26 protein-coding genes and 1 tRNA gene are annotated in these 25467 nt (G+C 37.0%); 12 read left to right on the top strand and 15 right to left on the bottom strand.

Annotated elements, in window-relative coordinates; genetic code table 11:
• Positions 1–8: 8 nt before the first annotated feature.
• Positions 9–875, bottom strand: a complete 867-nt coding sequence (locus tag H0W62_01015; GenBank protein ID MBA3647125.1) for an SDR family oxidoreductase — start codon at positions 873–875, stop codon at positions 9–11.
• 185 nt (positions 876–1060) lie between these two features.
• Between H0W62_01015 and H0W62_01010 the strand changes: the two genes are divergently transcribed.
• Both H0W62_01010 and H0W62_01005 read left to right on the top strand, forming a co-directional pair.
• Positions 1061–1507: a DUF421 domain-containing protein gene (locus H0W62_01010; GenBank protein MBA3647124.1), complete on the top strand. Its 447-nt coding sequence runs from the start codon at positions 1061–1063 to the stop codon at positions 1505–1507.
• Between the two features lie 64 nt (positions 1508–1571).
• Positions 1572–1730, top strand: coding sequence for a lmo0937 family membrane protein (locus H0W62_01005; protein ID MBA3647123.1), 159 nt, complete (start codon positions 1572–1574; stop codon positions 1728–1730).
• Between the two features lie 160 nt (positions 1731–1890).
• On the opposite strand, the gene H0W62_01000 is transcribed toward H0W62_01005, so the two are convergent.
• From H0W62_01000 to H0W62_00975, 6 genes are all read right to left on the bottom strand, one after another.
• The gene (locus H0W62_01000; protein ID MBA3647122.1) at positions 1891–2481 is read right to left on the bottom strand and encodes a DUF4142 domain-containing protein; all 591 of its coding nucleotides are present in this window, start codon (positions 2479–2481) and stop codon (positions 1891–1893) included.
• Positions 2482–2534: 53 nt separating this feature from the next.
• Positions 2535–2993 (bottom strand): PA2169 family four-helix-bundle protein, encoded by a 459-nt coding sequence (locus H0W62_00995; GenBank protein ID MBA3647121.1) that lies wholly within the window; start codon positions 2991–2993, stop codon positions 2535–2537.
• A 180-nt stretch (positions 2994–3173) separates the two neighbouring features.
• Positions 3174–3905, bottom strand: coding sequence for an AI-2E family transporter (locus H0W62_00990; protein MBA3647120.1), 732 nt, complete (start codon positions 3903–3905; stop codon positions 3174–3176).
• A gap of 378 nt (positions 3906–4283) precedes the next feature.
• On the bottom strand, positions 4284–4628 hold the full coding sequence (locus H0W62_00985; protein MBA3647119.1) for a hypothetical protein: 345 nt from the start codon (positions 4626–4628) through the stop codon (positions 4284–4286).
• Between the two features lie 4 nt (positions 4629–4632).
• Positions 4633–4953 (bottom strand): phage holin family protein, encoded by a 321-nt coding sequence (locus tag H0W62_00980; protein MBA3647118.1) that lies wholly within the window; start codon positions 4951–4953, stop codon positions 4633–4635.
• A 59-nt stretch (positions 4954–5012) separates the two neighbouring features.
• On the bottom strand, positions 5013–5273 hold the full coding sequence (locus tag H0W62_00975) for a YtxH domain-containing protein (GenBank protein ID MBA3647117.1): 261 nt from the start codon (positions 5271–5273) through the stop codon (positions 5013–5015).
• A gap of 295 nt (positions 5274–5568) precedes the next feature.
• Here H0W62_00975 and H0W62_00970 point away from each other — a divergent pair, with 295 nt between their 5' ends.
• The 6 genes from H0W62_00970 to H0W62_00945 all read left to right on the top strand — a co-directional run bounded on the left by H0W62_00970 (position 5569) and on the right by H0W62_00945 (position 11740).
• Positions 5569–5925, top strand: coding sequence for a hypothetical protein (locus tag H0W62_00970; protein MBA3647116.1), 357 nt, complete (start codon positions 5569–5571; stop codon positions 5923–5925).
• Between the two features lie 167 nt (positions 5926–6092).
• Positions 6093–6491 (top strand): hypothetical protein, encoded by a 399-nt coding sequence (locus H0W62_00965; GenBank protein MBA3647115.1) that lies wholly within the window; start codon positions 6093–6095, stop codon positions 6489–6491.
• 56 nt (positions 6492–6547) lie between these two features.
• Positions 6548–6937, top strand: a complete 390-nt coding sequence (locus tag H0W62_00960; GenBank protein MBA3647114.1) for a hypothetical protein — start codon at positions 6548–6550, stop codon at positions 6935–6937.
• Positions 6938–7115: 178 nt separating this feature from the next.
• Positions 7116–8972, top strand: a complete 1857-nt coding sequence (locus tag H0W62_00955) for a CHASE3 domain-containing protein (protein ID MBA3647113.1) — start codon at positions 7116–7118, stop codon at positions 8970–8972.
• A gap of 34 nt (positions 8973–9006) precedes the next feature.
• Positions 9007–10116, top strand: coding sequence for a response regulator (locus tag H0W62_00950; protein ID MBA3647112.1), 1110 nt, complete (start codon positions 9007–9009; stop codon positions 10114–10116).
• Between the two features lie 202 nt (positions 10117–10318).
• Positions 10319–11740 carry a sigma-54-dependent Fis family transcriptional regulator gene (locus H0W62_00945; GenBank protein MBA3647111.1) on the top strand — a complete coding sequence of 474 codons (1422 nt, stop codon included), beginning with the start codon at positions 10319–10321 and terminating at the stop codon, positions 11738–11740.
• 91 nt (positions 11741–11831) lie between these two features.
• On the opposite strand, the gene H0W62_00940 is transcribed toward H0W62_00945, so the two are convergent.
• The 5 genes from H0W62_00940 to H0W62_00920 all read right to left on the bottom strand — a co-directional run bounded on the left by H0W62_00940 (position 11832) and on the right by H0W62_00920 (position 18503).
• A complete protein-coding gene (locus H0W62_00940) occupies positions 11832–11990 on the bottom strand; it encodes a lmo0937 family membrane protein (GenBank protein MBA3647110.1) in 159 nt (52 codons plus the stop codon).
• 178 nt (positions 11991–12168) lie between these two features.
• Positions 12169–12240: transfer RNA gene (locus H0W62_00935), tRNA-Arg, on the bottom strand.
• A 38-nt stretch (positions 12241–12278) separates the two neighbouring features.
• Positions 12279–13796, bottom strand: coding sequence for an alpha-amylase (locus H0W62_00930; GenBank protein MBA3647109.1), 1518 nt, complete (start codon positions 13794–13796; stop codon positions 12279–12281).
• 91 nt (positions 13797–13887) lie between these two features.
• Positions 13888–15462, bottom strand: coding sequence for a RagB/SusD family nutrient uptake outer membrane protein (locus H0W62_00925; GenBank protein ID MBA3647108.1), 1575 nt, complete (start codon positions 15460–15462; stop codon positions 13888–13890).
• An 11-nt stretch (positions 15463–15473) separates the two neighbouring features.
• Positions 15474–18503, bottom strand: a complete 3030-nt coding sequence (locus tag H0W62_00920; GenBank protein MBA3647107.1) for a SusC/RagA family TonB-linked outer membrane protein — start codon at positions 18501–18503, stop codon at positions 15474–15476.
• A 226-nt stretch (positions 18504–18729) separates the two neighbouring features.
• On the opposite strand from H0W62_00920, the gene H0W62_00915 reads away from it, so the two are divergent.
• Complete coding sequence (locus H0W62_00915; protein ID MBA3647106.1) at positions 18730–21162, top strand: glycoside hydrolase family 31 protein; 2433 nt, start codon at positions 18730–18732, stop codon at positions 21160–21162.
• Between the two features lie 35 nt (positions 21163–21197).
• Complete coding sequence (locus tag H0W62_00910; protein MBA3647105.1) at positions 21198–21689, top strand: VOC family protein; 492 nt, start codon at positions 21198–21200, stop codon at positions 21687–21689.
• Positions 21690–21879: 190 nt separating this feature from the next.
• Here H0W62_00910 and H0W62_00905 read toward each other — a convergent pair whose 3' ends face one another.
• Positions 21880–22389: an FUSC family protein gene (locus tag H0W62_00905; protein ID MBA3647104.1), complete on the bottom strand. Its 510-nt coding sequence runs from the start codon at positions 22387–22389 to the stop codon at positions 21880–21882.
• Between the two features lie 179 nt (positions 22390–22568).
• Here H0W62_00905 and H0W62_00900 point away from each other — a divergent pair, with 179 nt between their 5' ends.
• Positions 22569–22760, top strand: coding sequence for a CsbD family protein (locus H0W62_00900; protein MBA3647103.1), 192 nt, complete (start codon positions 22569–22571; stop codon positions 22758–22760).
• Positions 22761–22908: 148 nt separating this feature from the next.
• Positions 22909–24270, top strand: coding sequence for an NAD-dependent succinate-semialdehyde dehydrogenase (locus tag H0W62_00895; GenBank protein MBA3647102.1), 1362 nt, complete (start codon positions 22909–22911; stop codon positions 24268–24270).
• 71 nt (positions 24271–24341) lie between these two features.
• On the opposite strand, the gene H0W62_00890 is transcribed toward H0W62_00895, so the two are convergent.
• Together H0W62_00890 and H0W62_00885 are read right to left on the bottom strand one after the other, a co-directional pair.
• Complete coding sequence (locus tag H0W62_00890; protein MBA3647101.1) at positions 24342–24839, bottom strand: DinB family protein; 498 nt, start codon at positions 24837–24839, stop codon at positions 24342–24344.
• Positions 24840–24967: 128 nt separating this feature from the next.
• Positions 24968–25450, bottom strand: a complete 483-nt coding sequence (locus H0W62_00885) for a DUF1440 domain-containing protein (protein MBA3647100.1) — start codon at positions 25448–25450, stop codon at positions 24968–24970.
• Between the last annotated feature and the right edge of the window lie 17 nt (positions 25451–25467).

Here is a 25467-nt window from a genome sequence, read left to right as displayed (position 1 = left end):
TTTTTAATTTATCCATTTACAATTTCACCTCCATTCGGATGAAGAAATTGACCCGTCATATACGATGAATCACTGGAGGCAAGAAACAAGTAACAAGGTGCAATTTCAACAGGTTCACCGGCACGTTTCATTGGAACATCGCTTCCGAAAGTAGCTACTTTTTTTTCATCGAAACTTGAAACAATTAAGGGAGTCCAAACAGGACCCGGCGCAACGCCATTTACACGAATTCCCTTTTCAATCAAATTTGCGGAAAGGCTCCTGGTAAACGAAACAATTGCTCCTTTAGTAGCCGAGTAATCTATCAAATTTGAGCTGCCGCGATACGCTGTTACCGATGCAGTATTAATAATTACACCGCCCTTTTGCATGCTTTCAAGAGCAGCCTGGGTAATCCAAACCATTGAAAAAAAATTGGTAGAAAAAGTTTTCATTAATTGGTTAGAAGTAATGTCCTTAATATCTTCTGCGGGATAATGCATACCTGCGTTATTTATAAGAATATCAAGCTTTCCAAATTTCTTTATTGTTAAAGCCACTGCTTTTTTACATAAACTTTCCCGGCTAAGATCCCCGGCTATCAGAATGCAATTCTGACCATACTCATCCACTTTTTTCTTTGTAATCGCGGCATCTTCATGTTCATTAAAGTAACCGATAGCAACCGAAGCTCCTTCTTTAGCAAAGAGAATAGCGACTGCACGACCAATGCCACTGTCTCCTCCGGTAATCAACGCCACTTTGCCCTTTAACTTTCCGCTTGCCTGATAACCCTTATTATCAAAATCAGGCACTGGTTCCATTTCTGTTTCCTTTCCGGGTCGATCCTGTTGCTGAGGTTTTCGGATCTGTTTCTTAGGATTAGATTTTTGCATAATTATTATTCTGTCTAAACTAAGAGAAATTCGTACCTATATTTTCGAAATAAGATGTCTAATCTAAAGATAACAGAATCAGTACTGATTGGTTATAAAAAACTCGCAATATTTTAATCTTACGATTAAGAATTTGGTAACATTGGCACGAACTTTCAAAGTGATAATTCATAATAACATAAATCATGGCAGATATAACAGATTTATTTGGTGAAGGAGAGCATCTCACTCCTTTACAAATGAGCTTGAGGATGGTTGTGATGTTTTTTCTTTCATTGAGCATGATTACCATTATGCTGGGCGCTGTATTAGCACGTGGCGTAGTAGGCGCTTCTCCTTTTTGGTCTGTAGTGGTGTCTAGTTTTATTTTAGTTCTTCTCCATCGCCTGTGTGCATGGTTAAGCATCAAGAATAAGTTAGTAGAAAAAATATTCAAAGGTGAGTCCCGCCTTCTATATAAAGAGAATGAAATTATATGGAAAGAAATGGAACGAGGGGTACTTAGTAAAAATGATCTGATGGAAGGATTGCGATTACAAGGTAATGTCCAGTCTTTAAATGAGATAAAGGAAATTTACCATGAGAGCTGTGGTGAGATAAGCGTGGTAAAGAATGAAAAAAAGGGAACTTAATACCATAAAACGTTCACCGATAATTAATGGCATGTTTTTTTAATCTTCTTTTGAAAGGTTGTATATGAGAGGTGGATATCTTTATTTAATCGCAATAATTCTGCTGGCTGGCTGGGCAATTGGATTTTTTATTTACCACGTTGGTGCAATAATCCATCTTTTATTGGGATTAGGATTAATATCTATCCTGATCAAGATGATTCGTGGTCCGGAAAAAAATTAGTCTTCATCCCTGACTGTTCTTTTTAGATACTAACTGATCACACATTTTTGCTAATTAAGCTGATTCCCAAAATTATTATCTTTATAAATCAATAGTTTGTAAAAAATAAAGGCACGGAATGTTTCCGCGCCTTTTCATTATTAATCAATTTAAAAAACCCTTAGGACTTCATCTTATCCAACTTATCATGGCATACATTCAAGCTATCTAAATGCATTCGCACTTTAGTTATTCCATTAGTGAGTATATTCTTAAGATCAATATCAGTATCGTTATCGTCAATTGCACCTTGCATTTTATTGACAGCATCTTTATGGTTATCAATCATTTCATTAGTCCAGGCCTTATTAAAATCGTTAGGTTTATCATTATTCCAGTCATGAGTTTTATTATTTACATCCGTGGAATCCTCATTAGGAATACTGATTGTTTTTTGAGCCGCCAATGATTTAAGCTGGTTAAGCATTGCCGTATGATCATCTACCATCATCGTTGCAAGGCTTTTAATTTCCGAATTAGTAGATTTTTGCTGAGCATACTGCGCCAAATGGATCTCATAGTACTGATTGGAAACAAGGTCAACCATTAACTGGGCATTCTTCTCATTATTTTTATCGAATTTATCCTTGTTCTGATCTTCTGCCATATCCTTACTCTCATCTTTCTTCATAGTATTTTGACATGATGTAAAAGAAAGTAAGCCGGCGAAAAGAAAAACATAAAGGTTTAGCATTTTAAACGCACTTTTCATAACACGATTGGTTTAGGTTAAAAATTTTGTTTTTAGTTAGTATTCCTGATGTTTTATTTATTGATGTCTCTTAAATTTTTAATTGCATCATGTGCTGCTTTTAAAGATTCCTTTTGAGAAACAATTATTTTCCGAACTCCCGCTTCCAGGTCCGCATCTGATGAAAGAGCCAGATCATATGCCCTTTGAGCAGCATCTTCACCAAATTCGCAGGAACTCAGGATAGAATGTCTGTCTTTTCCCGTAAAGGTAGCTTTTACATCCATCCATACCCGATAAATTTTTCCGGAACCAGTTGTTCCTTTAGCCGTTTCGCCTCCCATATCAATCACCTGAGTCTTAAGCTCGTTGGCATATTTTCTACTTTCTGCAGCAAAACGATTGAATAAGGTTTTAAGATCAATATCCTGTGTGGTAGCCTCAGCAGCAGCCTTCTCATATCCATCTACACGGTCATTATTGATCCTGATAAGATCGTTTAGTGCGGCAACGGTTTTTTCTATTTCGTCCATATATATTTTTTTATGTATGATGACAAAATCATACCGATTTGTTTCAAAGAATGAATATTTAAAGCATCAACCAATTTGTAGAGAACTTTAGCAATGTGTAGAAAAAAATACCCTAAAGTCCAGACTATGTCAAAGGACATTAGAATTAAAACTATGTTCAGTAAAGCATTATCTCCTCAGTTACCTTGGTTTTCTTCTAATTGTAATTTTTTTTACATAATCGGATTCATATAGAGTTATAAAAAGAAAAAAATAAGATACGAGCAAAGGACCTATAACCAATCCAATGATACCGAAAAGAGGCAGGCCAATAATTAAACCGGCTACTGTTATTAATGGATGAATTTTTCCTAATTTCTGAGAAATAAAAAAACGTATAAAATACTCGATAACTCCAACTACTATAAGCCCGTAGATAATAATACCAATCCCGCTAAATACGTTGCCTAATGAAATAATTACCAATCCTGCAGGTATAAAAATTGCCGGGGGCCCTACTAATGGAATGAATGCAAGAAGCATTGCAATTACTCCCCAAAACAGAGGGTTTGAAATTCCAAATATCAGAAATCCAATACCCAATAATAAACCCTGCGTACATGCAATCATACCATGACCGACTACACTTGCGAAGGTTATATTCTTTAATTCATCAGAAAGCAGAACAGCATTTTTTTCAGGAAAGGGGACGTATTTCAATAACGTTTCTTCGAAATTTTCATGATGAATAAACAAAAAGAACAGTACGAAATACATTACCAAAACCCTTAAAAAAATTCCAATCAATCTTATAATCGCAATGGGGAATGCTCCCACAAGCCAGTCCTGAAGCTTATCCAGGGTATTAGGAACGAGATCGGGCTGGTTGAAATGAGAACCCATAATAAGTATCAAGACGGGCAATGGTTGCATTGATTACCTCAGGGTTATTTTTAAACTGAATTATCTTTTGAAGCAACATCCAGGAGATGGAAAAGAAAGGCAGCAAGAGTATAAAAAAAGTAAGGACAATAATTACGATAGCTGCCAGGGACCGGTTCCAATTCTTTTTTTTTTCGTAAGGAAAACGAAAACTCTTATAAACAGGGTGTAAAATATTATAGAACCTAAAAATGCGGTAAAGAAATCCTGAAGGGATATTAACAGGAAAATACCCAGTATAATAATAATACCCAATATTATCAGCTTTCGCTGATTCTCGTTATAAAGCATACATCTTCGGGAAGTCTATTCGTGAGGTTCAATCACTTACTTAAAATAGCGAATTTGTGTGCAATATAGAGAAGGATATTATTTTCTGAGTATGGAACTTAACTTTCTTTTTATTCCATTAGCGACGGCAAATTTTAATACCGCTCCTGCCATTTTAAAAAACTTACCCTGGGGTGCACCACGAAATAATTTCTGAGTTACAAAATTTGCTCCCCGCTGAGCAAAGGCAGGAATAATGCTTGTTTCTGAATTACCTGGGTGAATAATATGATTTACTGCGTTCTTAATGATTTTGGAAGGGCGCAGGTTTTCAATAAATGAATGAATCTCCTCTTTTAATTCATTCTCCTGAACAGTTCTCTTCTGTTCAAACTCCAGAATCTTATCCTTAAGCTCTTTTGAGGGAGATGTAATTGTATCCATTGAATTATTCTAAAAATTTACGAATAATGAAATTGTTGACTGGTTCTTTTATCCACTGGTTTCGAAATATATAAAAAAGAAATCCGGCCACTCCATAAAATGCAGCAACTATAAGGAACCCGTAAGCATACTTACCTAAAAGATCACCGATCCAAAAGGCAATTCCTATGTTAAAAGTTAAAAGGAATAGCATCGCCAGGATAAGTATAACAGCATTCGCCAAAATCATGGAAGCCACTTCAGAAGATTTACTCACAGTTTTTAGCCGCAGTAATTCTATCCGGGTTTCAATATAATCACCTGTCTTATTTATTATTGATTGCATGTTGGTTGTTTTCTATGGAAGTCACCGGAACCTTTTTCTTAATCAAGCAGATCCGTAGTCTATCCGTTCATGGGTGAAGACATATTAGATCCGGCATCTTCTGCCTCATCTTCAAAATCATCCCGCATATCATCGTACTTATTCATAACACTGTCAACCAGGTTACTAAACCTGTCTTTTAAAGTCTCTGCTAAATCTCCTCCTTTGCGTGTTATTCTCCGTCTTGTTTCTGTACCTTTATCGGGTGCAAATAAAATCCCTATGGCAGCGCCGGCAATCATGCCGATGAGTATTCCTGCCAATGCATTTGAATTCTTCATAGTTAAGTGGTTTTAGATTAAAGTTAGTCAATACCTTATGTAAAAGTCTTGCCAGAAATGAAATTCAGATTTCCCATTTATTCTGATTACACGCATATTGACTGTATCGGTATTAAATATACTTTCGTATTTATCAATTTATCTTGTTAAAATAAATAAAGGGAAAAATTTTCCCAACTTGAGTTTATTTTTACATGCCATATAAATTATTAGCAGTAATCAGTAAAATATTTCAAATTGAAATATTAACATATTGTGTGGTTCTGTGTTTGCAAAACCCTAAATAAATTATAATATGAAGAAAAGGCAGCCAATCGAAACTAAAGAACATGACCTTACAGGTGTTGGTTCGCTCGATCTGTTGAACCATGATTTCAATATGTTTGCTTCAAAGCTGGCTAACTATAATCCGGACAGATATGAAGCTATGGCATTAAAGGTATTTGTGCAAAAAGGAAAATTAATTCTTACTTTATTTGCGATTGATAAATTAAAGCAGGAACAATCCAATTATCCCAAAGATAAACTTCCGGTTAGAAAATTTAAGCTCAATATTGTATGGGATGAGTTCATAAGGCATATTAAAGGATTAGATTTAATTGTAACCAATGAAGCATACGACATTCAGGATATGCTGATAATAAATAAGTAATGCTTTATTTGATCTTAGTCCGGTAATGCTTTTCCCATTGGTGAGGAAAACATTTCCCCGTCCTTTCAATATAGGATGGATTTTTTTCTAACTTTCCTGTAATCAGAATACAATAAAGGAGGCACGATATTTCTCTTCATTAATAATCTTAACCTAAATCTAAAAATATGAACCAAAATAATGATTCAAAGACGAATTCCCAAAGTCAACAAGGTACAAACCAACAGGAAAATAGTCAACAGTCTTCCTATACGGAACAGCCAATAAAGAAGGAACGTGATAATGATTTCACAAAAGAAAAACAAAATGATCCCACCCGTGAAAAACAAAATGATGTTACTGCAGATAATAAATCCACTATGGGAGATCCTGAAGATAAAAACACCGGTTCACGGAAAGAAAATCCCGGTATAGGAAATGAAAGCAGGAATTCTATATACAATGAAACACGTGAAGATGATACAGACACTGAAGAAGAGGATATTGAAGAAGAAGAGGATGATGATGATGATAGCAACCAAGATGATACGGAAGGTAATTCAAGCTCTGGCTCAACCATTATATAATTTTTAAAGGCATCTCCTTTCGTAGCTTAGGAGATGCCTTTTCCAAAAATCACATTATGGATTCTGAAATAGAAAAAACGGAAATGCGTTCAATGGCTTCGTGTATGAATAAATTACATATACAGGGCTTTACTGAAAATTTTATGATCAATGAGTACGGTTTGCGTGCTTTAAATTCCGAAAAGTATTATACACCTGAGGAAGTTAAAATAACGGATTTTTACCGCTTTGAAGGAGAAAGTGATCCGGCTGATAACTCAATTCTTTATGCCTTAGAAACCAGAGATGGCGTTAAAGGCATGGTATCAGATGCTTATGGGGCTTACGGTGATAATAAGATTATGAAATTTATGGCACGCGTAGAAGAAATTATGAAGAACACAAATCCTAAATTCGCTGGAGAAAATAACACCAATAGTCCGCAAGTGCCTGATGTGAATAGCTAAATTTGATTTAATCAATTCAGAGGCATTTATCAACTCTCCTCTCCCAACCTTAATACCCCTATCGCCTCCTTTTTACATTTATTCTGAATTTCTCAATTGATTATTTAATAATCAATCAGAATAATTTTTTACTTCACAGGAAGCGGTATTTTGAGATTTTTAATTACTTATTTTATTAATGGCTATCTATAAGACTTTATTTGCTGATCTCACAAAAGACAAGTATAGTCTTATCCGCAGGGTTTTGATTGCTTTTTTATTTGTGCTGACAGTAATAAATGTAATCATCTTCCTTAGCTGGGATAGCTTTAATAAAATGGAGGCTAATGAAAAAATGGTTCAGCATACACACTTGGCTCTACGAAATTTTGAAATACTCAGATCGAACCTGATTGATGCTGAAACAAATTACAGGGGATTCCTGATCACGGGCGATACTAGCTTTATGAGTGCATTTAAGGCTTCACGGGACTCTATGGAGCACCGGGTGAAGCAATTAGATACCATAGTAAGCGATAATCCCAGGCAACTGCTTTTACTGGATACGTTAAAAAAGGATATACAAAAAAGAGTGAATGCTTTTTCCCAATCTCTGGATCAGGAAACTTCACAAGCATCATCAAAAGAAAGTTATGCTATAATATATCAAAGTCAAAGATTGCTTGACCAAATGGGAGCAATAATAGACAGCGCTGAAAAGGAAGAAAATGTATTGATGAAACAGCGGAATAAAGAACAGGAAGCAGCAACTCATCAAACACGCATTACCATAATTATATTTACGATAATGGTGTTATCTATATTACTGGTTGCTTTGGTTACAATAATTTCAGAATTAAATAAAAGAGCGGCGCTGGAAGAATTGCTTAAAAGTGTTCTTGATGCCTCCCCAAGTGGTATTCAATCCTTTCAATCTCTCCGTAACCATACCGGTAAAATAATTGATTTTCGTCTGCTACAGGCCAATAAAACATCTTATGACTTATTACCCTCCTTACCCCGCGCTTTGGAAGGTAAAACAATGTTGCAGCTCTATCCTGAAAATTTGAAAGATGGATTATTTGACAAATATGTAAATGTGGTCGAGACGGGAGTTCCTATCAATATCGAGCACAGCTCCCAATCAGAAAAAAGAAAAAAATGGTATCACATAATCGGTGCTAAGCTGGGTGATGGCTTTACAATTACTATTACAAATATTACCGAATCTAAAAAGATGAAGAATGATCTGGAAAATTCAATGAATGCGCTGCGCAGGAATAATAAGGAATTGGAACAGTTTGCTTATGTGGCTTCACACGACCTGCAGGAACCCTTAAGAAAAATTTTAGCTTTTATAGATCGGCTCCGCAGCAAGGCACTGTCTTCCTTAAATGAAGAATCAATAAGCTATATGGACAGGATCAGCATTGCCGCAGACCGGATGCGGACTCTTATTAATGACTTGCTTACCTATTCCCGATCTGGAAAAGAAGAAGCTGAATTAAAAGAAATTAATCTGAATGTTTTACTGCCTCAGATCCTATCTGACTTAGAAGTAATTATCCAGCAAAAACAAGCTACCATAACCCTGGAATCTTTGCCTGTACTGGATGCCATAGAAACTCAAATGCGTCAGTTATTTCAAAATCTTATTATCAATGCAATTAAATTCAGTAGCCCGAACCGGTTGGTAAAAGTACTTATCCGGTCAGAATACCTGAAAAGCATAACCGGCAATATAATTACTAAAGATCAATTAAATAATGACTCCAGTTGCCGTATTTATGTGGAGGATAATGGTATTGGATTTAATAATCAATATGCTCAAAAAATCTTTCAGCTATTTCAGCGGCTTCATGGCAGAAGTGAATATGAAGGTACCGGCATAGGATTAGCCATATGTAAAAAAATTGTATCACTTCATCACGGCACCATCGTTGCAGAGGGTAAGCCCGGCGAGGGTGCGGTATTTATTATTACTCTTCCCCTTCACCATTTAGTTTCTTCTGAAGCCATTAGCCATATGGAAGAAACAAGCGACCTTAACGGGTAAGTAAAGCGCCTGCAGCCTGATTTATAGTAATATTATGAATGATGTAATCAGGATCTTGTTTGTGGATGATGATGAGGATGAATTAATTTTACTGCAAGATCTTTTAAATGAAATTACGGAACAGCACTACGCTATTGATTGGGCACCTTCCTATGAAAAAGCAATAGAGAAAATTTCCTCACCTCTCTCCAGTTACGATATATGTATTATTGATTACCGCCTGGGAATTTATACGGGGCTTGATTTGCTTAAATACATTCACGATTATAATCCTAATCTGCCTATTATTCTTTTTACAGGGCAGGGTGATTCAAGAGTAGATATAGAAGCTATGAAAGCCGGAGCTTCAGATTACCTGATAAAAGGAAAAATTGATTCGAACCTTATTGAAAGAAGTATACGCTATTCAATTAATAAGCTGAAGACACAGCAACAGCTTATTGATCAGGAAAAAAATCTGAGAGAAATAGAAAAATTTGCAATTACAGGTCGTATTGCCCTGGTAATTGCCCATGAAGTAAGAAATCCATTAACAAATGTAAAGTTAGCATTGTACCAGCTACGCGATGAAATTAAAGAAGCTAATGAATCTATTTCTCTCCTGTTCAATATTGCGGAAAGAAATTGCGATCGTATCAATCATCTTATCACCAATTTGCTTGAATCCACTAAATTTTCAGAGCTTAAATTCGAAGATATATCGATTAATAAAATAGTGGAACAGGCTTTAGACCTTGCTTCTGACCGTATTGAATTGAAAGGGGTAAAGATTATTAAAAGGTTTTCTCCCGAAATCTGTGATGTATATATTGACAAGGAAAAAATTGAAATTGCATTTCTGAATATAATTCTAAATGCTGTTGAAGCTGTGGAAAAAGATAAGGGAATTATCACAGTCACCACAAGGCCAAAAGACGGAAAATGTGAAGTAATTATAAAGGATAATGGTAAAGGCATAGATTCAGAGCAGTTAAATATGATTTTTGAACCTTACTTTACTAACAAGGAAGGTGGAATGGGCCTGGGACTTACAACCACACAAACTATTATTTATAATCACAAAGGAACCATTAACGTTGAGAGCCGTTCACAAAAAGGAACGTCTTTTATTATTACTATAGAATTTAGTCCTCACAAGCTTTAACCAGCTTTTTGTAAACAAGCTTTCAGTCGTTTAACAAAAACCATTATTTTGTGTTAAATGAAGTCATTGCTGCAATTACATCGCCTGAATGGTTATTAATAATTAACATAAATTAATTTATGTGCAGCAGCTTATACAGATCTATACACTGTAGTTTTTTTCAAAACGTCTATTTATAATTTTTAAAGTTATTTTGCCGATCATGAATTCAATTCTGATTATAGATGATGACGTGGAAATCTGCTTGTTATTAAGCCGTTTTCTTACTAAAAATAGCTATCAGGTTGAAACTGCTCAGCGCGGTGCAACAGGAATAGAAAAATTGACCCTCCAGCCCTACGATGTGGTTTTAAGTGATTTCAGATTAGGAGATATGGACGGAAGACAAATATTGGAAAAGATTAAAGAAATACGACCTGCCGTACCAGTTATTATTATTACCGGATATTCCGACATAAAAATTGCAGTAGATGTAATGAAACTAGGGGCTTTTGATTATATCACAAAACCTTTAATTCCGGAGGAAGTATTGAACCTGGTAAAAAAGGCTCTGGAAATCAGGCCTTCGGAAGATATTGAAAAAAAGAACGGAACCATTCTCACAGGTGCTAAAGAAGAAAAGAAAGAAAAGACAGACGGTATTGTAGTCCTTGATGAAGAATATTTAAAAAGCTCCAGCCCTGAATCCAATGCTATTTACAAGCAGATTGAATTGGTGGCCCCAACCAATTATAGTGTAATTCTCTACGGAGAAAGCGGAACCGGTAAAGAGGTTCTGGCAAGAATGATTCATACCATGAGCAGCAGAGGTTCGCATCCCTTTATTGCAATGGACTGCGGAACCCTTACAAAAGAATTAGCCGGTAGTGAACTATTTGGCCATGAAAAGGGATCTTTTACCGGGGCTATTATGAGTAAGGCCGGGCATTTTGAATTGGCTAATAAAGGGACTCTTTTTCTTGATGAGGTTGCCAATTTGCCTTATGATGTTCAGGCCACTCTGCTGCGCGTAATGCAGGAAAGAAGGATCAAACGGATCGGAGGTATAAAAGAAATTGAAGTAGACATTCGTATTATAATCGCATCCAATGAAAACCTTCAGGAAGCCTTTAAAAAAGGAAAATTCCGGGAAGATCTTTATCATCGCTTCAATGAATTCAGCATCGATTTGCCTCCCCTTCGTTTAAGAAAAAAAGACATTATGGATTTTGCGCATTTTTTCCTGCGGAAGGCCAACAGAGAATTGGGAAAAAATATTGAAGGATTTGATGATGAAGTAAAAGAAATATTTCTGAATTATTCGTGGCCAGGGAATCTAAGAGAATTGCGTAATATGGTTCGCCGTGCGGTTTTGCTTACAGGCAGCGGGATGGTCCATATAAAAAGCCTTCCTTTTGAGATCGCGCTCAAGAATGTAAATACCCTAATTCCTGAAGGAGAAAGCGACCATATTATAACAGACAAAACTTCATTGAAATCAGCAGCCAGGGAAGCCGAATATCAAACCATAAAGAAAATCCTTAAACAGGTAAACTATAATAAAACCAAGGCTGCGGAAATATTAAATATTGACCGTAAAACTTTATACAATAAACTGCGCGAATTTAATCTTCTTAAAAGCTAAATGCTGTTAGCAGGCATACTAAAATAATGAGCAGAATTTACTCCTGCTCATTATGAATATTAAATAATATGAGGAAGTGTCTAAACTTTAATCAATCAACCGGATTTCTTCCGCGAATAACATTGATCAGGATTGCTATTACAGCTAAAACCAGCAGGATGTGAATTAAATATCCTGCACTGTATGCAAAAAAACCAATTACCCATCCAATGATTAAAATCACTGCGATGACATAAAGAAGACTATTCATGATCGTTCGGTTTAGTATGAAAAAAATAATTAAACAGAAATCTGAATCTGGCAATAGTATGCCAAAAACAAGATAGGTGCATTGATAGCGCTGTCAGTGTTTTGAGAAATATTCACCACAATCTGTGGAAAGCAGTCGCCTTAAAAATAAGTGGATACTATATAATCTTCTAACTAAGTAGCTCCTATAGGAATCGAACCTATATCTTGAGTTCCGGAAACTCACATTCTATCCATTGAACTAAGGAGCCTTCATGAACACTGGCAAATAGCCGCAAAAATATCCAAATTATTTCTGACCCAGTATTACGGTTGAATAAGGAAATAAGGTAAGCCTGGCAGACGATTTATTTTTAATCTGTTTTGACTGATATAAAAGCAGGGGATAATGAGAGAGCTCCGAAAGGGAAAGTGTTAATACAGACGAAGATAAATTATGAATAATTATCACCTGGTCTTTGTTTTGGCCTCGGTAATAAATTAAAAATTTTGCAGAATCAGTAGTTATATTTTTTAATGACGAGGAACTTAATGCATTTATCTTTTTTCTCAGGTCAAGCAACTTTTTATAGTGATTGTACATTGACGAAGCATCATCGCGCTGACTGGTCAGAGGTTTTACATTATCAGGTATAGAATATACCGGTGTCTCCCATGCGGTTTCGCCGGGATCTTGGTTTTGATCATCCCATAGAAATGGTTCCCGAATAAGCTCATCGGGTTTCCTTCCGCGCATGCCTAATTCTTCACCATAATAAATAAAGGGAGTTCCAGGCAATGTAAGATAGATGGCAGCAGCCAGTTTAGCTTTTTCAATATTATCTTTTAAATCGCTTTGGACACGATTATTATCATGATTGCTGAGAAATACCGGATCCATGTAGGTATTAGAATATTTTGAATAGATCTTATAGGTCTCTAAAAGGTTTTCAATAAGAGAATCATTTTTTTCCATTATAAGACTTCGCAAAATGTTCCAGGAGCACTCAAAATTAAATGCACCTGTAAGAGGCTTTAAATAGGTCGCGACTAGAGATTTCCTGTTCCATATTTCACCGATGGTGATTACATCTGGTTTTATCTTCTTTAATGAATCGGTGAATTGCAGCCACCATTCATTATTTTTTGCAGGCTTTTCAGATTCGTAAATGTGTTGGGCCGCATCTAAACGAAATCCATCAATGCCGGTATTCGTAAGCCACCATTCCCCCACTTTAATTAATTCATCTCGCACTTTGGGATTGTCAAAATTCAAATCAGGCATTCCCCTGGAAAAAAATCCAAAATATTTTTCCTGTTTCGTTCCCAAAATAGGTGAATCCTGCGGTGCTATAAACCAATTTGGTTTTGAAGTGATTCCTGTATCGGAAGACCATATATAATAATCCTTATAAAGTGGATCATTTTTACCGGAAGCTAAAAACCATGGATGCTTTACGCTTGTATGATTTAAGACTAAATCCATCACTACCTTAATATTCCGGCGGTGGGCCTGAATTATAAAGTTTTTAAAATCGCTCAGCGTTCCATATTCCGGATCTATGTCATAGTAATTTGTAACATCGTATTTATGGTAGGATGGTGAGGGGTTAACCGGAGTAATCCAGATCCCGGTGATGCCCAGCTCAGCCAGGTAATCAAGTTTTTTAGTGATTCCATTCAGGTCTCCAATTCCGTCGCCATTTGAATCATAAAACGAACGAACAAAGATCTCATAAAATATATCGGAGGTGTTTAGAGTGGGTTGTGCAACGGATTTTTTAAACCACATAAAAAGACAAAGTAGCAGCAATAAAACAGTTCTCATTTTCGTAGAAAATAAGTAAATCGTTAACCATTAAGATAAAAAAAACCGGCAACATGCCGGTTTCCTATGTTTTTTCTAATCATTGTATTTATTAATAACCGAAGTTTTGCTGCAGGTTGTTGTTGGCTATTATATCTGCAGCAGGTAATGGGAAAAGACTCAGATAATCGGGTACAGATGTTCCTTCTTTAACACCGCCCTTCCATGGCCATATATAAGTGCCACCTGTAAAGCGCCCAAACCGTATTAAATCAGTCCGGCGTGTTGCTTCCCAATATAATTCTCTTGCACGTTCATCTAAAATGAAAAGCGGGTCAATAGAAGCAACATCATGTGTGGCATCTCCATACGCACGTTCCCGCAGCTGGTTTACCAAATTTATTGCAGTGGCCATATCACCTCCTCCACCCCGTGCAACTGATTCCGCATACATTAAATAAATATCTGCCAGCCTGAATAATGGAAAATTAGTATCTACATAATTTCCTGTAGGATCGGAGCCCGGTACTCCCGTTGAAGTCACATTTTTCCACTTCGCAATTGCATAGCCGTCTGTGAAGGCAGATATGCTGTTTATTTCTAAAGTTTGACCGTTTGTAAAAAAGGTATTGCGCTGATCCAGGGTATCCGGAAATTGAGCTACAAAAGCACTGGTAGTGCGATACCCTCCCCATCCTCCATTTATGCCAAAGGCTTTAGGGTCCATTTTTCCACCTACAGGAGCATGAACTAAAAAGGTGGTACCTCCATAAGTCTGTGTATTTAATCCGTCAAAAGTAATCGGGAAAATAATCTCGCGGGAGAGGTTATTATCAGCCAGGAAAAGGTTTTGATATTTAGGTTCCAGGGTGTAACCTGCGTTGATAACCTTATTGCAATAGGTTATACAATCTGCATACCTGGCCTGACCGGTGTATACTTCTGCATTCAGATACAGCCTGGCAAGAAGTGACCATGCAGCAGCTTTATCAGCACGCCCATATGCATTTTGCATAGGATCTGCCAATGTCTCTTCTATATCTTTCAATTCACTTTCTATATATTTAAAAAGATCGGCTCTCAAAATTTGTTTGGGGAAAAATGCACCCGGCTGATCTTCTTCCGTTATAAAAGGAACGTTCCCAAATAAATCCATGGCGTGATAATAACTCAATGCTCTAAGGAAGCGTGCTTCTGAATGGTAAAGTGATATCGCACTAATATCAGTCTCTGAAAAACTACGGCTCTTAAGTGTAGCAGGGTCCGATTGTCTAATCAATTCATTACAAAGAGGAATCTGAAAGTATATGCGATAATACATTGCTTTTGTAAAAGGATTATCTGAGTTCCAGCTCATATTATGCAACTCAGGTATCCCGGGATCGTTCCAGGCGCATACTGCTTCATCGGTAGGCAATTCCTGCAGGTTATAAAGAACTCTCAAATATTGTGAAAACCCTTCATCAATTCCCAGGATATCAGGCTTTCCCGCCGGACCCTGGTCACCTGAGATTGCTAACCCTGCATAGCACTTTGCCAGTACATGAATGTAGTTTGCAGGATCGTCATAAACAGTGGCCGTATTTAAACCGTAAAAAGGCTCGCGGTTTAAATCCTTTGTACAGGATGTAAAAGAAAATACAGCTATTGAAAAAAAGATAAAACCTTTTGAAAAAATTAGTTTCATATCCTGAATTTTTAAAGGTTAAGAAGAAAGTTAAGAGAAAAAATTCGGGGGCGCGGGTAAATATTATTATCAATACCACCAGATGCTTCAGGATCAAGACCTGAATATTTCGAAATTACAAATACATTCTGAACAATAGCTGAGATTCTTAAAGAGCCGTTCTTCACTATGTTTCTGAATTCATAGCCTAAATTGATGTTATCGCATCTGAGGAAAGAAGCTTTTTCGAGATAATAGTCCGACTCAATTTGAGATATTAAGGCCTTTCTGAAATGTGTTTCGTTGTAATTTTCGACCACATTGTTTAAATAATTTTTTGACACATCAAAGTTTGCCGAATCTCCATTGGTAGAATTTACATTGTTGTAGACATAATTTCCCAGTTCAGCCCGTAGCTGAATGCCTGCGCTCCAGTTTTTGTAATTAAAGTTGGAATAAAATCCCAGATAAACTTTTGGTTCCGGATTCTTTAATTGGAACCTGTCATCAGGCGTTATTTTTCCATCGTGATTCTTATCTACAAAGGCCAGGGTATCAGTAGCGGCATTACCTGTAGGAATTACCGGGGTTCCATCCGCATTATATTTCTGTCTGTAGACGTAAAATGTATTAATGGCATATCCAACCGATTGAATTTGTATTGTGTTTCCTATTCCTGTACCTGATATTCCTCCAACAAGAATTCCAATATCTGTGGAATCCTTAACCTTTGTAAGCTTTGTAATCTCATTTTTATTAAAGGTAGCATTACCGCCAATTTCCCAGGTAAAATTCCTTGAATCTGATGGAACAAAGTTCAGAGCAACCTCTACTCCCCTATTCTTTAAGTTGCCCACATTTGTTAAGATGTTATTGGTGAAGTTAGTACCGGCCGGAATAGGAATTATTGCTAAAAGATCTGATGTACGCTTATCGTACAAATCCACGCTTCCGTTTATTCTCCCTTTCCCAAATCCAAAATCCAGTCCCGCATTATAGGTTACTGTTTGCTCCCATTTAATATTTGCGTCAAAGCCATCGGGGCGTAACACATAATAAAACTGATCTCCAAATTGATATTGGGCCGTGCTGGTACCCTGCTGATAATTCGCAATATAAGGGTAGTCAACAAAAATATCCTGCTGCCCGGTAACACCATAACCCAGCCGTAATTTTAAATTTGAAAGCACTGCTGAGTTTTTGAAGAAAGATTCATCACTTATTCTCCAGGCCAGTGCCGCGGAAGGAAACAGACCCCAACGGTTAGAAGGACTAAAACGAGATGAACCATCATCGCGCAGGGTTAGAGTTAATAAGTATCGGTCCAATAACGTATAATTCAGCCTGCCATAGAATGAGATTAGGGTATTCTGAGTCTTAAAGGGTATTCCAGCTGGAGTAACGGTATCACCCAAAGCATTAAGAGATGCATAAGAAGGGTTGCTGGTTATAAAATCCTGGTATGAATATCCTGCAGTAAAGTCAATGTTGCTGTAGATGCTTTTTAAATCTTTCGCATAGTTTAAATAAAACTCCAACAGCTTGTTGTCCTTTTCCTGTTTATACCTGGTGCTTGAACCGTGGCTGTAAAAAGATGAAGCTGCAGAATCAGGAACTAATACGGTTCCATTGCTGCGGGATAAATCAGTACCCAGGTTTAGGTTTGCCTTAAGCTCCGGTAAAAAATGAAATTTATAGTTAACATTTAAATTGCCTATAAAACGGTAAACATTGCTTTTGTCATCTTTTTGATAAATTAACCCTACCGGGTTTTTAGGTGCAAGCACATTCGGCTGTAAAGTGACTGGATCGAGCCATTCGAAGTATCCGCCGTAAAAGTTATTTCCTGAATAGACCGGCTCAGTTGGGTTGAATGTAATGGCTGAGCCTATAGCACCCTGGTCAGTAAAGAAATTGCTGGTGTAACCAAATTTAGAGTTCAATTCAATTTTTAAATGGTCCTGTAAAAAGGAAGGACTCAGATTAAGCGAAACGCTTGTTCGCTCCAATTGAGACCTTTGTAAAATACCCTCATTATGCAGGAAGCCTGCTGTAAGTCGATAAGGCAAAAATTTTATGCCTCCGGTAAACGTGAGATTGTTATCCGCACTGAAACCTGTCCGGTAGATCTCTTTCTGCCAATTGGTAGATGCATCTCCTAGAAAGGATATTTGTTTTTCGTTACCGCCTGCATTGATAAGATTACGCAACTCCTCAGCGGAGAAAACGGGTACCAGATTGGTCCAATGAGATACAGAGCTATTGGAGTTAAATTGAATGCCAAACCGGGAGTTCGAAGCACCTTTTTTTGTAGTAATAATGATAACACCATTGGCTGCTCTGGATCCGTAAATTGCAGCTGCAGAAGCATCTTTCAAGACTGTAATATTTTCAATCTCATTCGGGTTAATCAGGTTTAAGGGATTTGCCGAACCCGATATAGAGGAGGTGCCATCAGATTTTGTGGTATTGTCTACAGGTACACCATCGATAACAATCAATGGATCATTGCTTGCATTTAAAGAAGCTCCTCCGCGAATGCGTATCCTGTTAGCCGCACCAGGTGCACCTCCGGTGGAAGTAATTTCTATACCTGGCACCTTACCCAGTATTAATTGCTCAGGCGTAGAAACATTTCCTTTTTGAAAATCTGTGGATGATACAGATGCGACTGAACCGGTAAGGTCTCTCACCTGCCTGGTTCCATAGCCAACCACTACCACCTCATTTAGTGAAAGATAATCAGCTTTCATGGTAATATTGATGGCTTGCCTGCTGTTCCCTACTGTTAAAGGTTGCGTATAATCGGCATATCCAACATAAGTTATTTTAAGTGTGTAGCTGCCGGGTGGTACACTGTTGAGTTCATAGTTCCCAGCATCATCTGTATTTGAACCGTATTGAGTGCCTTCCAATTGAACCGTGGCAAACGATACAGAGGATCCCTTTTCATCTATTACTTTCCCGCTGATACTTGCGTATTGTGCAAATGCAGGATTAAACAATGACAAAAAAATGATTAACAGTAAGGGAATAAATCTTGTGTAAAATTTATGTTCCATGCTGAAAGAGTATTAGATTTTTAAATTTATTTTGAACATCAATTATAAGAAAAATATCACTATTGATTTTGAATGGTAAATAATAAATAAACACTTATATTTTATATTTCTATGATGTCATAGGATATCCATTTAAAATGATTATAGCTAATTAGTATTTAAAAAGTCAATCTATAACCTTTTGTTTTTTTACCTTAATCATGTAGGTTTGAGCAAACACGTTACTATGAAGTTTGCCATTCTCCTTATTTCTTTTACTTCCATTTTCACCATTGCAGAAGCACAGTCTTTAAGTCAAAGCCTTGGCAATAGTAATTCTTCTGTAAAAACAGAGAATGGTATCATTATTCACACGGATAATGGGAATGTCAAAGTCATTGTTTATTCAGCCAATGTTATAAAAATTGATATTACAAGGAATGAACAGTTCAGCGATTTTTCCTATGCCGTAATAGCAAATCCCGAATCAGGAGTAAAATATTCCATGGTTGAAAATAATGACAACTACGCTCTGGAAACGGATTCAATTAAATTAATTATCACTAAAAGACCTGTAAGGTTAGCGTTGTATAACATAGAAGGGAAACTGATAAATGCGGATGATGATGCTTTTGGAACTTCGTGGATAGACAATGAAATTACAACTTACAAAAAACTATTTCCTTCAGAGCGCTTTTTAGGATTGGGGGAGAAAACAGGAGACCTTGACCGCCGGGGCCGGGGTTACGAAAACTGGAACACTGATTTTTTTGGATACGACAGCCGTAACGATCCACTCTATTCCACAATACCTTTTTATATAGGCAACCATGATTCCCTGGTGTATGGCATTTTCCTCGATAATTCATCTAAAACCCACTTTAACTTTGGTGCCTCGCAGAACCGTTTTTCTTTTTTTTCTACCGAAGCAGGAGATATGAATTATTTCATGATCTGCAATTCTAATGTATCTAAAATTATTGAATCATATACGTGGTTAACCGGGAGAATGCCAATGCCTCCTTTATGGTCGTTAGGCTTTCAGCAATGCAGGTACAGCTATTTTCCTGAGAGCGAAGTATTAAGTCTTGCACAAACATTTCGGGATAAAAAAATTCCGTGCGATGTTATCTGGTTCGATATTCATTACATGCAGAACTATAAAGTTTTTACCTGGGATTCCATCCGTTTTCCAAATCCAAAAAGGATGCTGGATAGAATGGATAAGCTGGGCTTTAAAAATATTGTGATTGTCGATCCCGGTATTAAAGTAGAAAAAAACTACGCTCCATATGAGGACGGATTAAAAAATGACGCATTCATTAAATATCCTGATGGAACTGTTTATAGTGGCGAGGTATGGCCGGGATGGTGTGTTTTTACTGATTTCACGAAACCTTCAGCAAGAATATGGTGGGGCAAACTTTTCAAAGAAAATATTGATGAAGGGATTGACGGGGTATGGTGTGATATGAACGAGATAGCTACCTGGGGGCAGCTGATACCCAATAATATTGTCTTCAATAATGATGGCATTTCTACCACCCATAAAATGGATCGCAATCTTTATGGGTTCCAGATGTCACGTGCGACATATGAAGGGGAGAAAAAATTACTCTCCGGCAAGCGCCCTTTTGTGCTTACCCGCGCAGGTTATGCTGGCCTGCAGCGTTACACTGCTATCTGGACCGGAGATAACCTGCCTACAGATGAGCACATGCTTCTTGGAGTCCGGATGGTAAATTCTCTTGGACTAAGCGGAGTATCTTTCGCAGGTGACGATGTAAGCGGCTTTGGTGGTGATGCAACACCGCAATTATATACCCGCTGGATGAGTGTTGGAGCCTTCTGCCCATTTTACCGAAGCCATAAGATGTACGGAGCCCGGGACTCTGAACCGTGGAGCTACGGTGAGGACATGGAACAAGTGGTTCGCAGCTACGTACAACTTCGCTATAACCTGCTTCCTTATATTTATTCCGCATTTTATGAATCAACTGTAACAGGTATGCCGGTGCAGCGCAGCCTTGCAATTAACTATACCAATGATGAAAAAATTTATCAGGGCAATTACGAAAATCAATACTTATTCGGATCGTCATTGCTGGTAGTTCCATGCCCAAGTTCCCATTTTTCTGAGAAGGTTTATCTGCCTGCAGGTGAATGGTATGACTTCTACAATAACATGAAATACACTGGCAATAATGAAATGTATTATGAATCACCGATTGAAAAATTACCGGTATTTGTAAAAGCGGGAAGTTTTATTCCCATGCAATCTCCAGTTCAAACAACGGTTCAATTACCATCCGATACTCTTTTCCTTCACATTTATTATTCTCAAAACACAAGCAGTTTTATTTATTATGAAGATGCAGGCGATAGATTCGATTATGAAAATGGTGTTTTTGTTAAACGTAATATGGTATTCGATCCTTTAAAGCATCAAATAGTATTGGATAAAGTACAGGGCTCCTATTCTTCTCAGTTCAAAAATCTGAAGCTGATTTTTCATGGCTTTCAGGAAATGAAAAACACGGTAAAGATAAATGGAACCGAAACAGGTGTAAAGACAGGCAATTTCCCCATGATGGAAGTGAATATAAAAGACAAGCCACTATTAAACACCTTGTCTGCTGTTATTAAAAATAAGAATGACCAGATATTAATTCAATGGTAGTATAATTATACAGTACTTGCAGATGTAAATATTCAATGGATAATTACAAAATTCCTGATCAAACCCATATAGGTCATGTCCATCTCAAAGTGGCTGATTTAAAGCGTTCCCTGCAATTTTACTGTGACTTACTGGGATTTGAATTAATGGCAACTTATGGTGGCGACGCTGCTTTTATTTCTGCAGGAGGATACCACCATCATATCGGGTTAAATACCTGGTACAGTAAAAATTCCCCTTCCTCGCCGGTTAATTCAGTAGGTTTATTTCATACAGCTATCTTATATCCTACCCGAAAAGATCTGGCAATAATTTATAACAGATTGCTAATGGCAAATTACCCTTTTACAGGTGTAGCAGATCACGGGGTTTCTGAAGCATTGTATCTTAATGATCCTGATAAGAATGGTGTGGAATTATATTGGGATCGCCCAGGAGATGAATGGCCTAAACACCTGGACGGTTCTCTGCACATGTTCACTCACAGTCTCGACCTCGAAGATTTACTTAAAGAAAATGATAAATAATACATTGGTTTTAGCTAACCTCAAACATTTTATTCATACCAAAGCTAAATTTCTTCACCAATAGCTTTTATCAATCCTTTATCCATTATTTCATTCATCCTCCATCCACTTTTGCCGCAATGAATTATTTCCATATGCTCACTATCGAACGTAGTATGTAATTCATAACATAAATCAGAAGAAGAAAGTTTTAAGAAGTATACTTTTCTTCTAATCGTTTCCGTATTGATGTTAAAATAATGCCAAGCATTAATGCAACAAAACAGCCGTATAAGATTTCACCTGTCCGGTCCATAGCCACCTGCATTGCAAGCAACCAGTTTTCCTTATCTGTTATTGCAGGCACCATCAGTATTGCTACTGTTGCAGGCGCCAGTTTCCAACTGGAGGGGTATTTTTTAAAGGAAGTACTTATCAGCACCGAAACAGTAATAGCCGTCATTAATGACCATAGATTAATTCCTGCTATATACATAAACAGAAGACCAATCAAACAGCCCATTAATGTATTTACAATTCTTGAAATAGCTGAAACGCGCAATGTATCAAAGTCCGGATCCGATACTACAATAACAGAAATAACAGCCCATATTTTTTTATTATCGTGTAAGCAATTTAGTGACCACCATACGATAAGGCTCCCTAAAAGAATCCGGAATGAATAAAGCAATGATTTATTATTAAAAAGAATTGACCTCATATTTATCTACTTATACTTATACAATCTTTTAATCACGAAGTTCGTTCTGTGCTGCTTTTATTAGTATAGAATATATTATTTTAGCTACTGATTATTAGCTTTGTAATGTTTGTAAAAATGGCTATGGAATATTCATTAGTAATCTTTCAAAATTTAATTTCACTTTTAAATTATTAATTATGGAAAATCTTGAATTAAAAGGCAAATGGCATCTAATCAAGGGCAAACTAAAAGAAAAGTATGCTAATTTAACAGATGATGATCTTCTATATGAAGAAGGTAAAGACGAGCAAATGTGGGGAAGACTTCAGCAAAAAACAGGCAAAACAGCTGATGAAATTAAAACAGAAGTTGGGGCCTGGTTGAAATAACTTCAGTCTTACTTGTATAATCATTCCTGAGGAATTATTGCATATAAAAAGCAATAATTCCTCATTCTATTTTTTTAGGCTGAGCAACAGGTTAACCCAAATTTTAATAAGCTTATCCAAACCTTTAATTTTTTATATTTCGAAGAGCATGAGAATATTTAAATCTATAAATCCATTCAATCAGTCCTTAATTGCGGAACATGAATTAATCAATAATGGGCAAATTGAAAATAAATTAGAAAGGGCAGAACAAGCATTTGAAGTTTGGAAAATCAGCCCTTTTTCAAATCGGTCAGAATTACTTCACCGTGTGGCAACAAAACTTCGTGAAAATAAGGAATACTATGCAAGCATTATTTCGCTCGAAATGGGAAAAATATTAAATGAATCAAGAGCGGAAATTGAAAAATGTGCATTGACGTGCGACTATTATGCAGATCATGGTGAAGGTTTTTTAAAGGATGAACTCATTGCTTCATCCGCAAGAAAAAGCCTGGTTAGTTTTCAACCCATAGGAGCCATTTTCGCTATAATGCCCTGGAACTTTCCTTTCTGGCAGGTCTTCAGATTTGCTGCACCAGCTACTATGACGGGTAATGTGATTTTGTTGAAGCATGCGCCTAACGTAACATGCTGTGCTATAGAAATTGAAAAAATCTTTAAGGAATGCGGAGCTGTTGAGGGTTTATTTCAGTGTCTGATTGTGGATATTGACGTGACAGAAAAAATTATTGCTCACAACATTGTTCAGGGTATTACATTAACAGGCAGTGAATTTGCTGGATCGTCAGTCGCTTCACTTGCTGGAAAGCATATTAAGAAATCTGTGATGGAGCTGGGTGGAAGCGACCCTCTGATTGTTTTAGAGGACGCAGACCTGAGTAAAGCTGCAAAAATTGCTTTGCAATCCCGCATGCAAAATGCCGGTCAATCGTGCATCGCCGCAAAACGCTTTATTGTACTGGGAAAAATAAAAGATGCCTTCTTACAAAAACTTATTGAGGGCGTTCAGAATATTAACCAGGGTAATCCATTGGAAGAATCCACTACCATGGGACCTATTGCCAGGCAAGACCTCGCAGAAAAATTGGAAAACCAGCAAAAAGTGTCTATTCAGGATGGAGCTATTGTTATAACAGGCGGAACACGTCAACTAAATAATTTTCAACCCACATTACTGGATCATGTGCAGCCTGGAATGCCTTCTTTTGATGAAGAGCTCTTTGGGCCCATTGCTTCAATTATAGAAGCAAAAAACGAAAGAGAAGCTGTAAGCTTAGCCAACAGAAACCGATATGGCCTTGGCGCTTCAATATGGACTAAAGATCAGGATCGGGGATTAAAATTGGCCCGGGATATTAATGCAGGAAATGTATTTATAAATGCATTGGTTAAGAGTGATCCAAGGTTGCCTTTCGGAGGGATAAAAAAATCAGGCTATGGCCGTGAATTAAGCAAATATGGAATGCATGAATTCACAAATATCAAATCCATTTTTATGGATGAATAAATAAATGGTACTTTAATTTAACTTTTGAATAAGAGGGACTTTACAAAATCAAAAGTCCCTCTTACTGTCTTTTAAAAAAGCTGTTCATCTGCACTGGGTCCATATGTTCCCGGTATCGGTACGTTTAAGAGACGAAGAAAAACTCCTAATTGAGCACGGTGATGAATGGTTTGGGCAAGTGCATGCCGTATCACCTCATACTTAGTAAGAACAGTATATACTTGTTCGCCATTGCGCAGTGTCCATTTCGGGAGCAATTGATCTTCGGAAGCGCTGCTTAGTGAAGCTTTGCCGCTGGCGAGGGCAGTTTCAAAATGCTTCAGCAGGTCCTCCGTATTATCTATACCAGATTGCTGATAGGGAGTTTTGGCAAAGTCCAGCTCCTCTGTGTTAAGTGCCATCGTAACCCATGAGGGCAATTCAGCAACGTGGGTAGCGAGTTGTTGGATGGTCATGCTTTTTTCATGAGGTTTCCAACTGTACTTATCATTTGGCACCCGCTCCAGCATTTTACGGGTTGTTTGTGCTTCCTGATCAAATTCTTTCAGAAGCAAGGGAATAATTTCCATAGAATTTTTTTTTTTGGATTAAGAGAATGCAAAGAAAATAGAAACCAATATATCTTTATCAGATATACGATTAAGAAGCAAAAGAATTTTAGATACGGATTATTGAGGATAATTAAAATACTAAAAGATCAACTCTCTAATCCCGGTTCAGATTTAGCATTATAATACTTGCTTGTAACAATTGATATGGGTAAACCAATCATAATCATCAGTATAGTGGCTCCGATAACTATGGAATTGGGTGTCATTACAGATAAATGAGAGAATACCAAAGGAAGAATTATCAGGTTCATAATAATCCACGCAAACAATCCATATAACAAACCACTAATAATTTTTTGTTTTTTCAGAAATGGAATGTGGGGATATATAAAAAAATAAAAGATGGCAAAAGAAAATGCAATCATAAAATGCAGGACAATGCCAAAAATCACCATTTCACTTCCGCCATCATATGCTGTTTTTCCAAATACACCACTTGCAATGGATTGCAATAGCCTGGTCGCTGTTACTTTTTGAAGCATAACAGAATAAACTACTAAAGCAGTTGTTAAATCCAGAGTACCTGCTAAAAAGCCTGATGTTAAGATAGTTTTCAGTGGTGATTGCAAAAAAGAAGTGCTGGATG

It is taken from the genome of Chitinophagales bacterium (genome assembly GCA_013816805.1).
Lineage (GTDB): Bacteria > Bacteroidota > Bacteroidia > Chitinophagales > UBA10324 > MGR-bin340.
The sequence above is the reverse complement of the archived record's forward strand: the minus strand, read 5'-3'. Positions and strand labels throughout refer to the sequence as shown.

Coding starts and splice junctions, on each gene's coding strand:
- H0W62_01015 (MBA3647125.1), bottom strand. CDS start 875: ATGCAAAAATCTAATCCTAAGAAACAGATCCGAAAACCTCAGCAACAG.
- H0W62_01010 (MBA3647124.1), top strand. CDS start 1,061: ATGGCAGATATAACAGATTTATTTGGTGAAGGAGAGCATCTCACTCCT.
- H0W62_01005 (MBA3647123.1), top strand. CDS start 1,572: ATGAGAGGTGGATATCTTTATTTAATCGCAATAATTCTGCTGGCTGGC.
- H0W62_01000 (MBA3647122.1), bottom strand. CDS start 2,481: ATGAAAAGTGCGTTTAAAATGCTAAACCTTTATGTTTTTCTTTTCGCC.
- H0W62_00995 (MBA3647121.1), bottom strand. CDS start 2,993: ATGGACGAAATAGAAAAAACCGTTGCCGCACTAAACGATCTTATCAGG.
- H0W62_00990 (MBA3647120.1), bottom strand. CDS start 3,905: ATGCAACCATTGCCCGTCTTGATACTTATTATGGGTTCTCATTTCAAC.
- H0W62_00985 (MBA3647119.1), bottom strand. CDS start 4,628: ATGGATACAATTACATCTCCCTCAAAAGAGCTTAAGGATAAGATTCTG.
- H0W62_00980 (MBA3647118.1), bottom strand. CDS start 4,953: ATGCAATCAATAATAAATAAGACAGGTGATTATATTGAAACCCGGATA.
- H0W62_00975 (MBA3647117.1), bottom strand. CDS start 5,273: ATGAAGAATTCAAATGCATTGGCAGGAATACTCATCGGCATGATTGCC.
- H0W62_00970 (MBA3647116.1), top strand. CDS start 5,569: ATGAAGAAAAGGCAGCCAATCGAAACTAAAGAACATGACCTTACAGGT.
- H0W62_00965 (MBA3647115.1), top strand. CDS start 6,093: ATGAACCAAAATAATGATTCAAAGACGAATTCCCAAAGTCAACAAGGT.
- H0W62_00960 (MBA3647114.1), top strand. CDS start 6,548: ATGGATTCTGAAATAGAAAAAACGGAAATGCGTTCAATGGCTTCGTGT.
- H0W62_00955 (MBA3647113.1), top strand. CDS start 7,116: ATGGCTATCTATAAGACTTTATTTGCTGATCTCACAAAAGACAAGTAT.
- H0W62_00950 (MBA3647112.1), top strand. CDS start 9,007: ATGAATGATGTAATCAGGATCTTGTTTGTGGATGATGATGAGGATGAA.
- H0W62_00945 (MBA3647111.1), top strand. CDS start 10,319: ATGAATTCAATTCTGATTATAGATGATGACGTGGAAATCTGCTTGTTA.
- H0W62_00940 (MBA3647110.1), bottom strand. CDS start 11,990: ATGAATAGTCTTCTTTATGTCATCGCAGTGATTTTAATCATTGGATGG.
- H0W62_00930 (MBA3647109.1), bottom strand. CDS start 13,796: ATGAGAACTGTTTTATTGCTGCTACTTTGTCTTTTTATGTGGTTTAAA.
- H0W62_00925 (MBA3647108.1), bottom strand. CDS start 15,462: ATGAAACTAATTTTTTCAAAAGGTTTTATCTTTTTTTCAATAGCTGTA.
- H0W62_00920 (MBA3647107.1), bottom strand. CDS start 18,503: ATGGAACATAAATTTTACACAAGATTTATTCCCTTACTGTTAATCATT.
- H0W62_00915 (MBA3647106.1), top strand. CDS start 18,730: ATGAAGTTTGCCATTCTCCTTATTTCTTTTACTTCCATTTTCACCATT.
- H0W62_00910 (MBA3647105.1), top strand. CDS start 21,198: ATGGATAATTACAAAATTCCTGATCAAACCCATATAGGTCATGTCCAT.
- H0W62_00905 (MBA3647104.1), bottom strand. CDS start 22,389: ATGAGGTCAATTCTTTTTAATAATAAATCATTGCTTTATTCATTCCGG.
- H0W62_00900 (MBA3647103.1), top strand. CDS start 22,569: ATGGAAAATCTTGAATTAAAAGGCAAATGGCATCTAATCAAGGGCAAA.
- H0W62_00895 (MBA3647102.1), top strand. CDS start 22,909: ATGAGAATATTTAAATCTATAAATCCATTCAATCAGTCCTTAATTGCG.
- H0W62_00890 (MBA3647101.1), bottom strand. CDS start 24,839: ATGGAAATTATTCCCTTGCTTCTGAAAGAATTTGATCAGGAAGCACAA.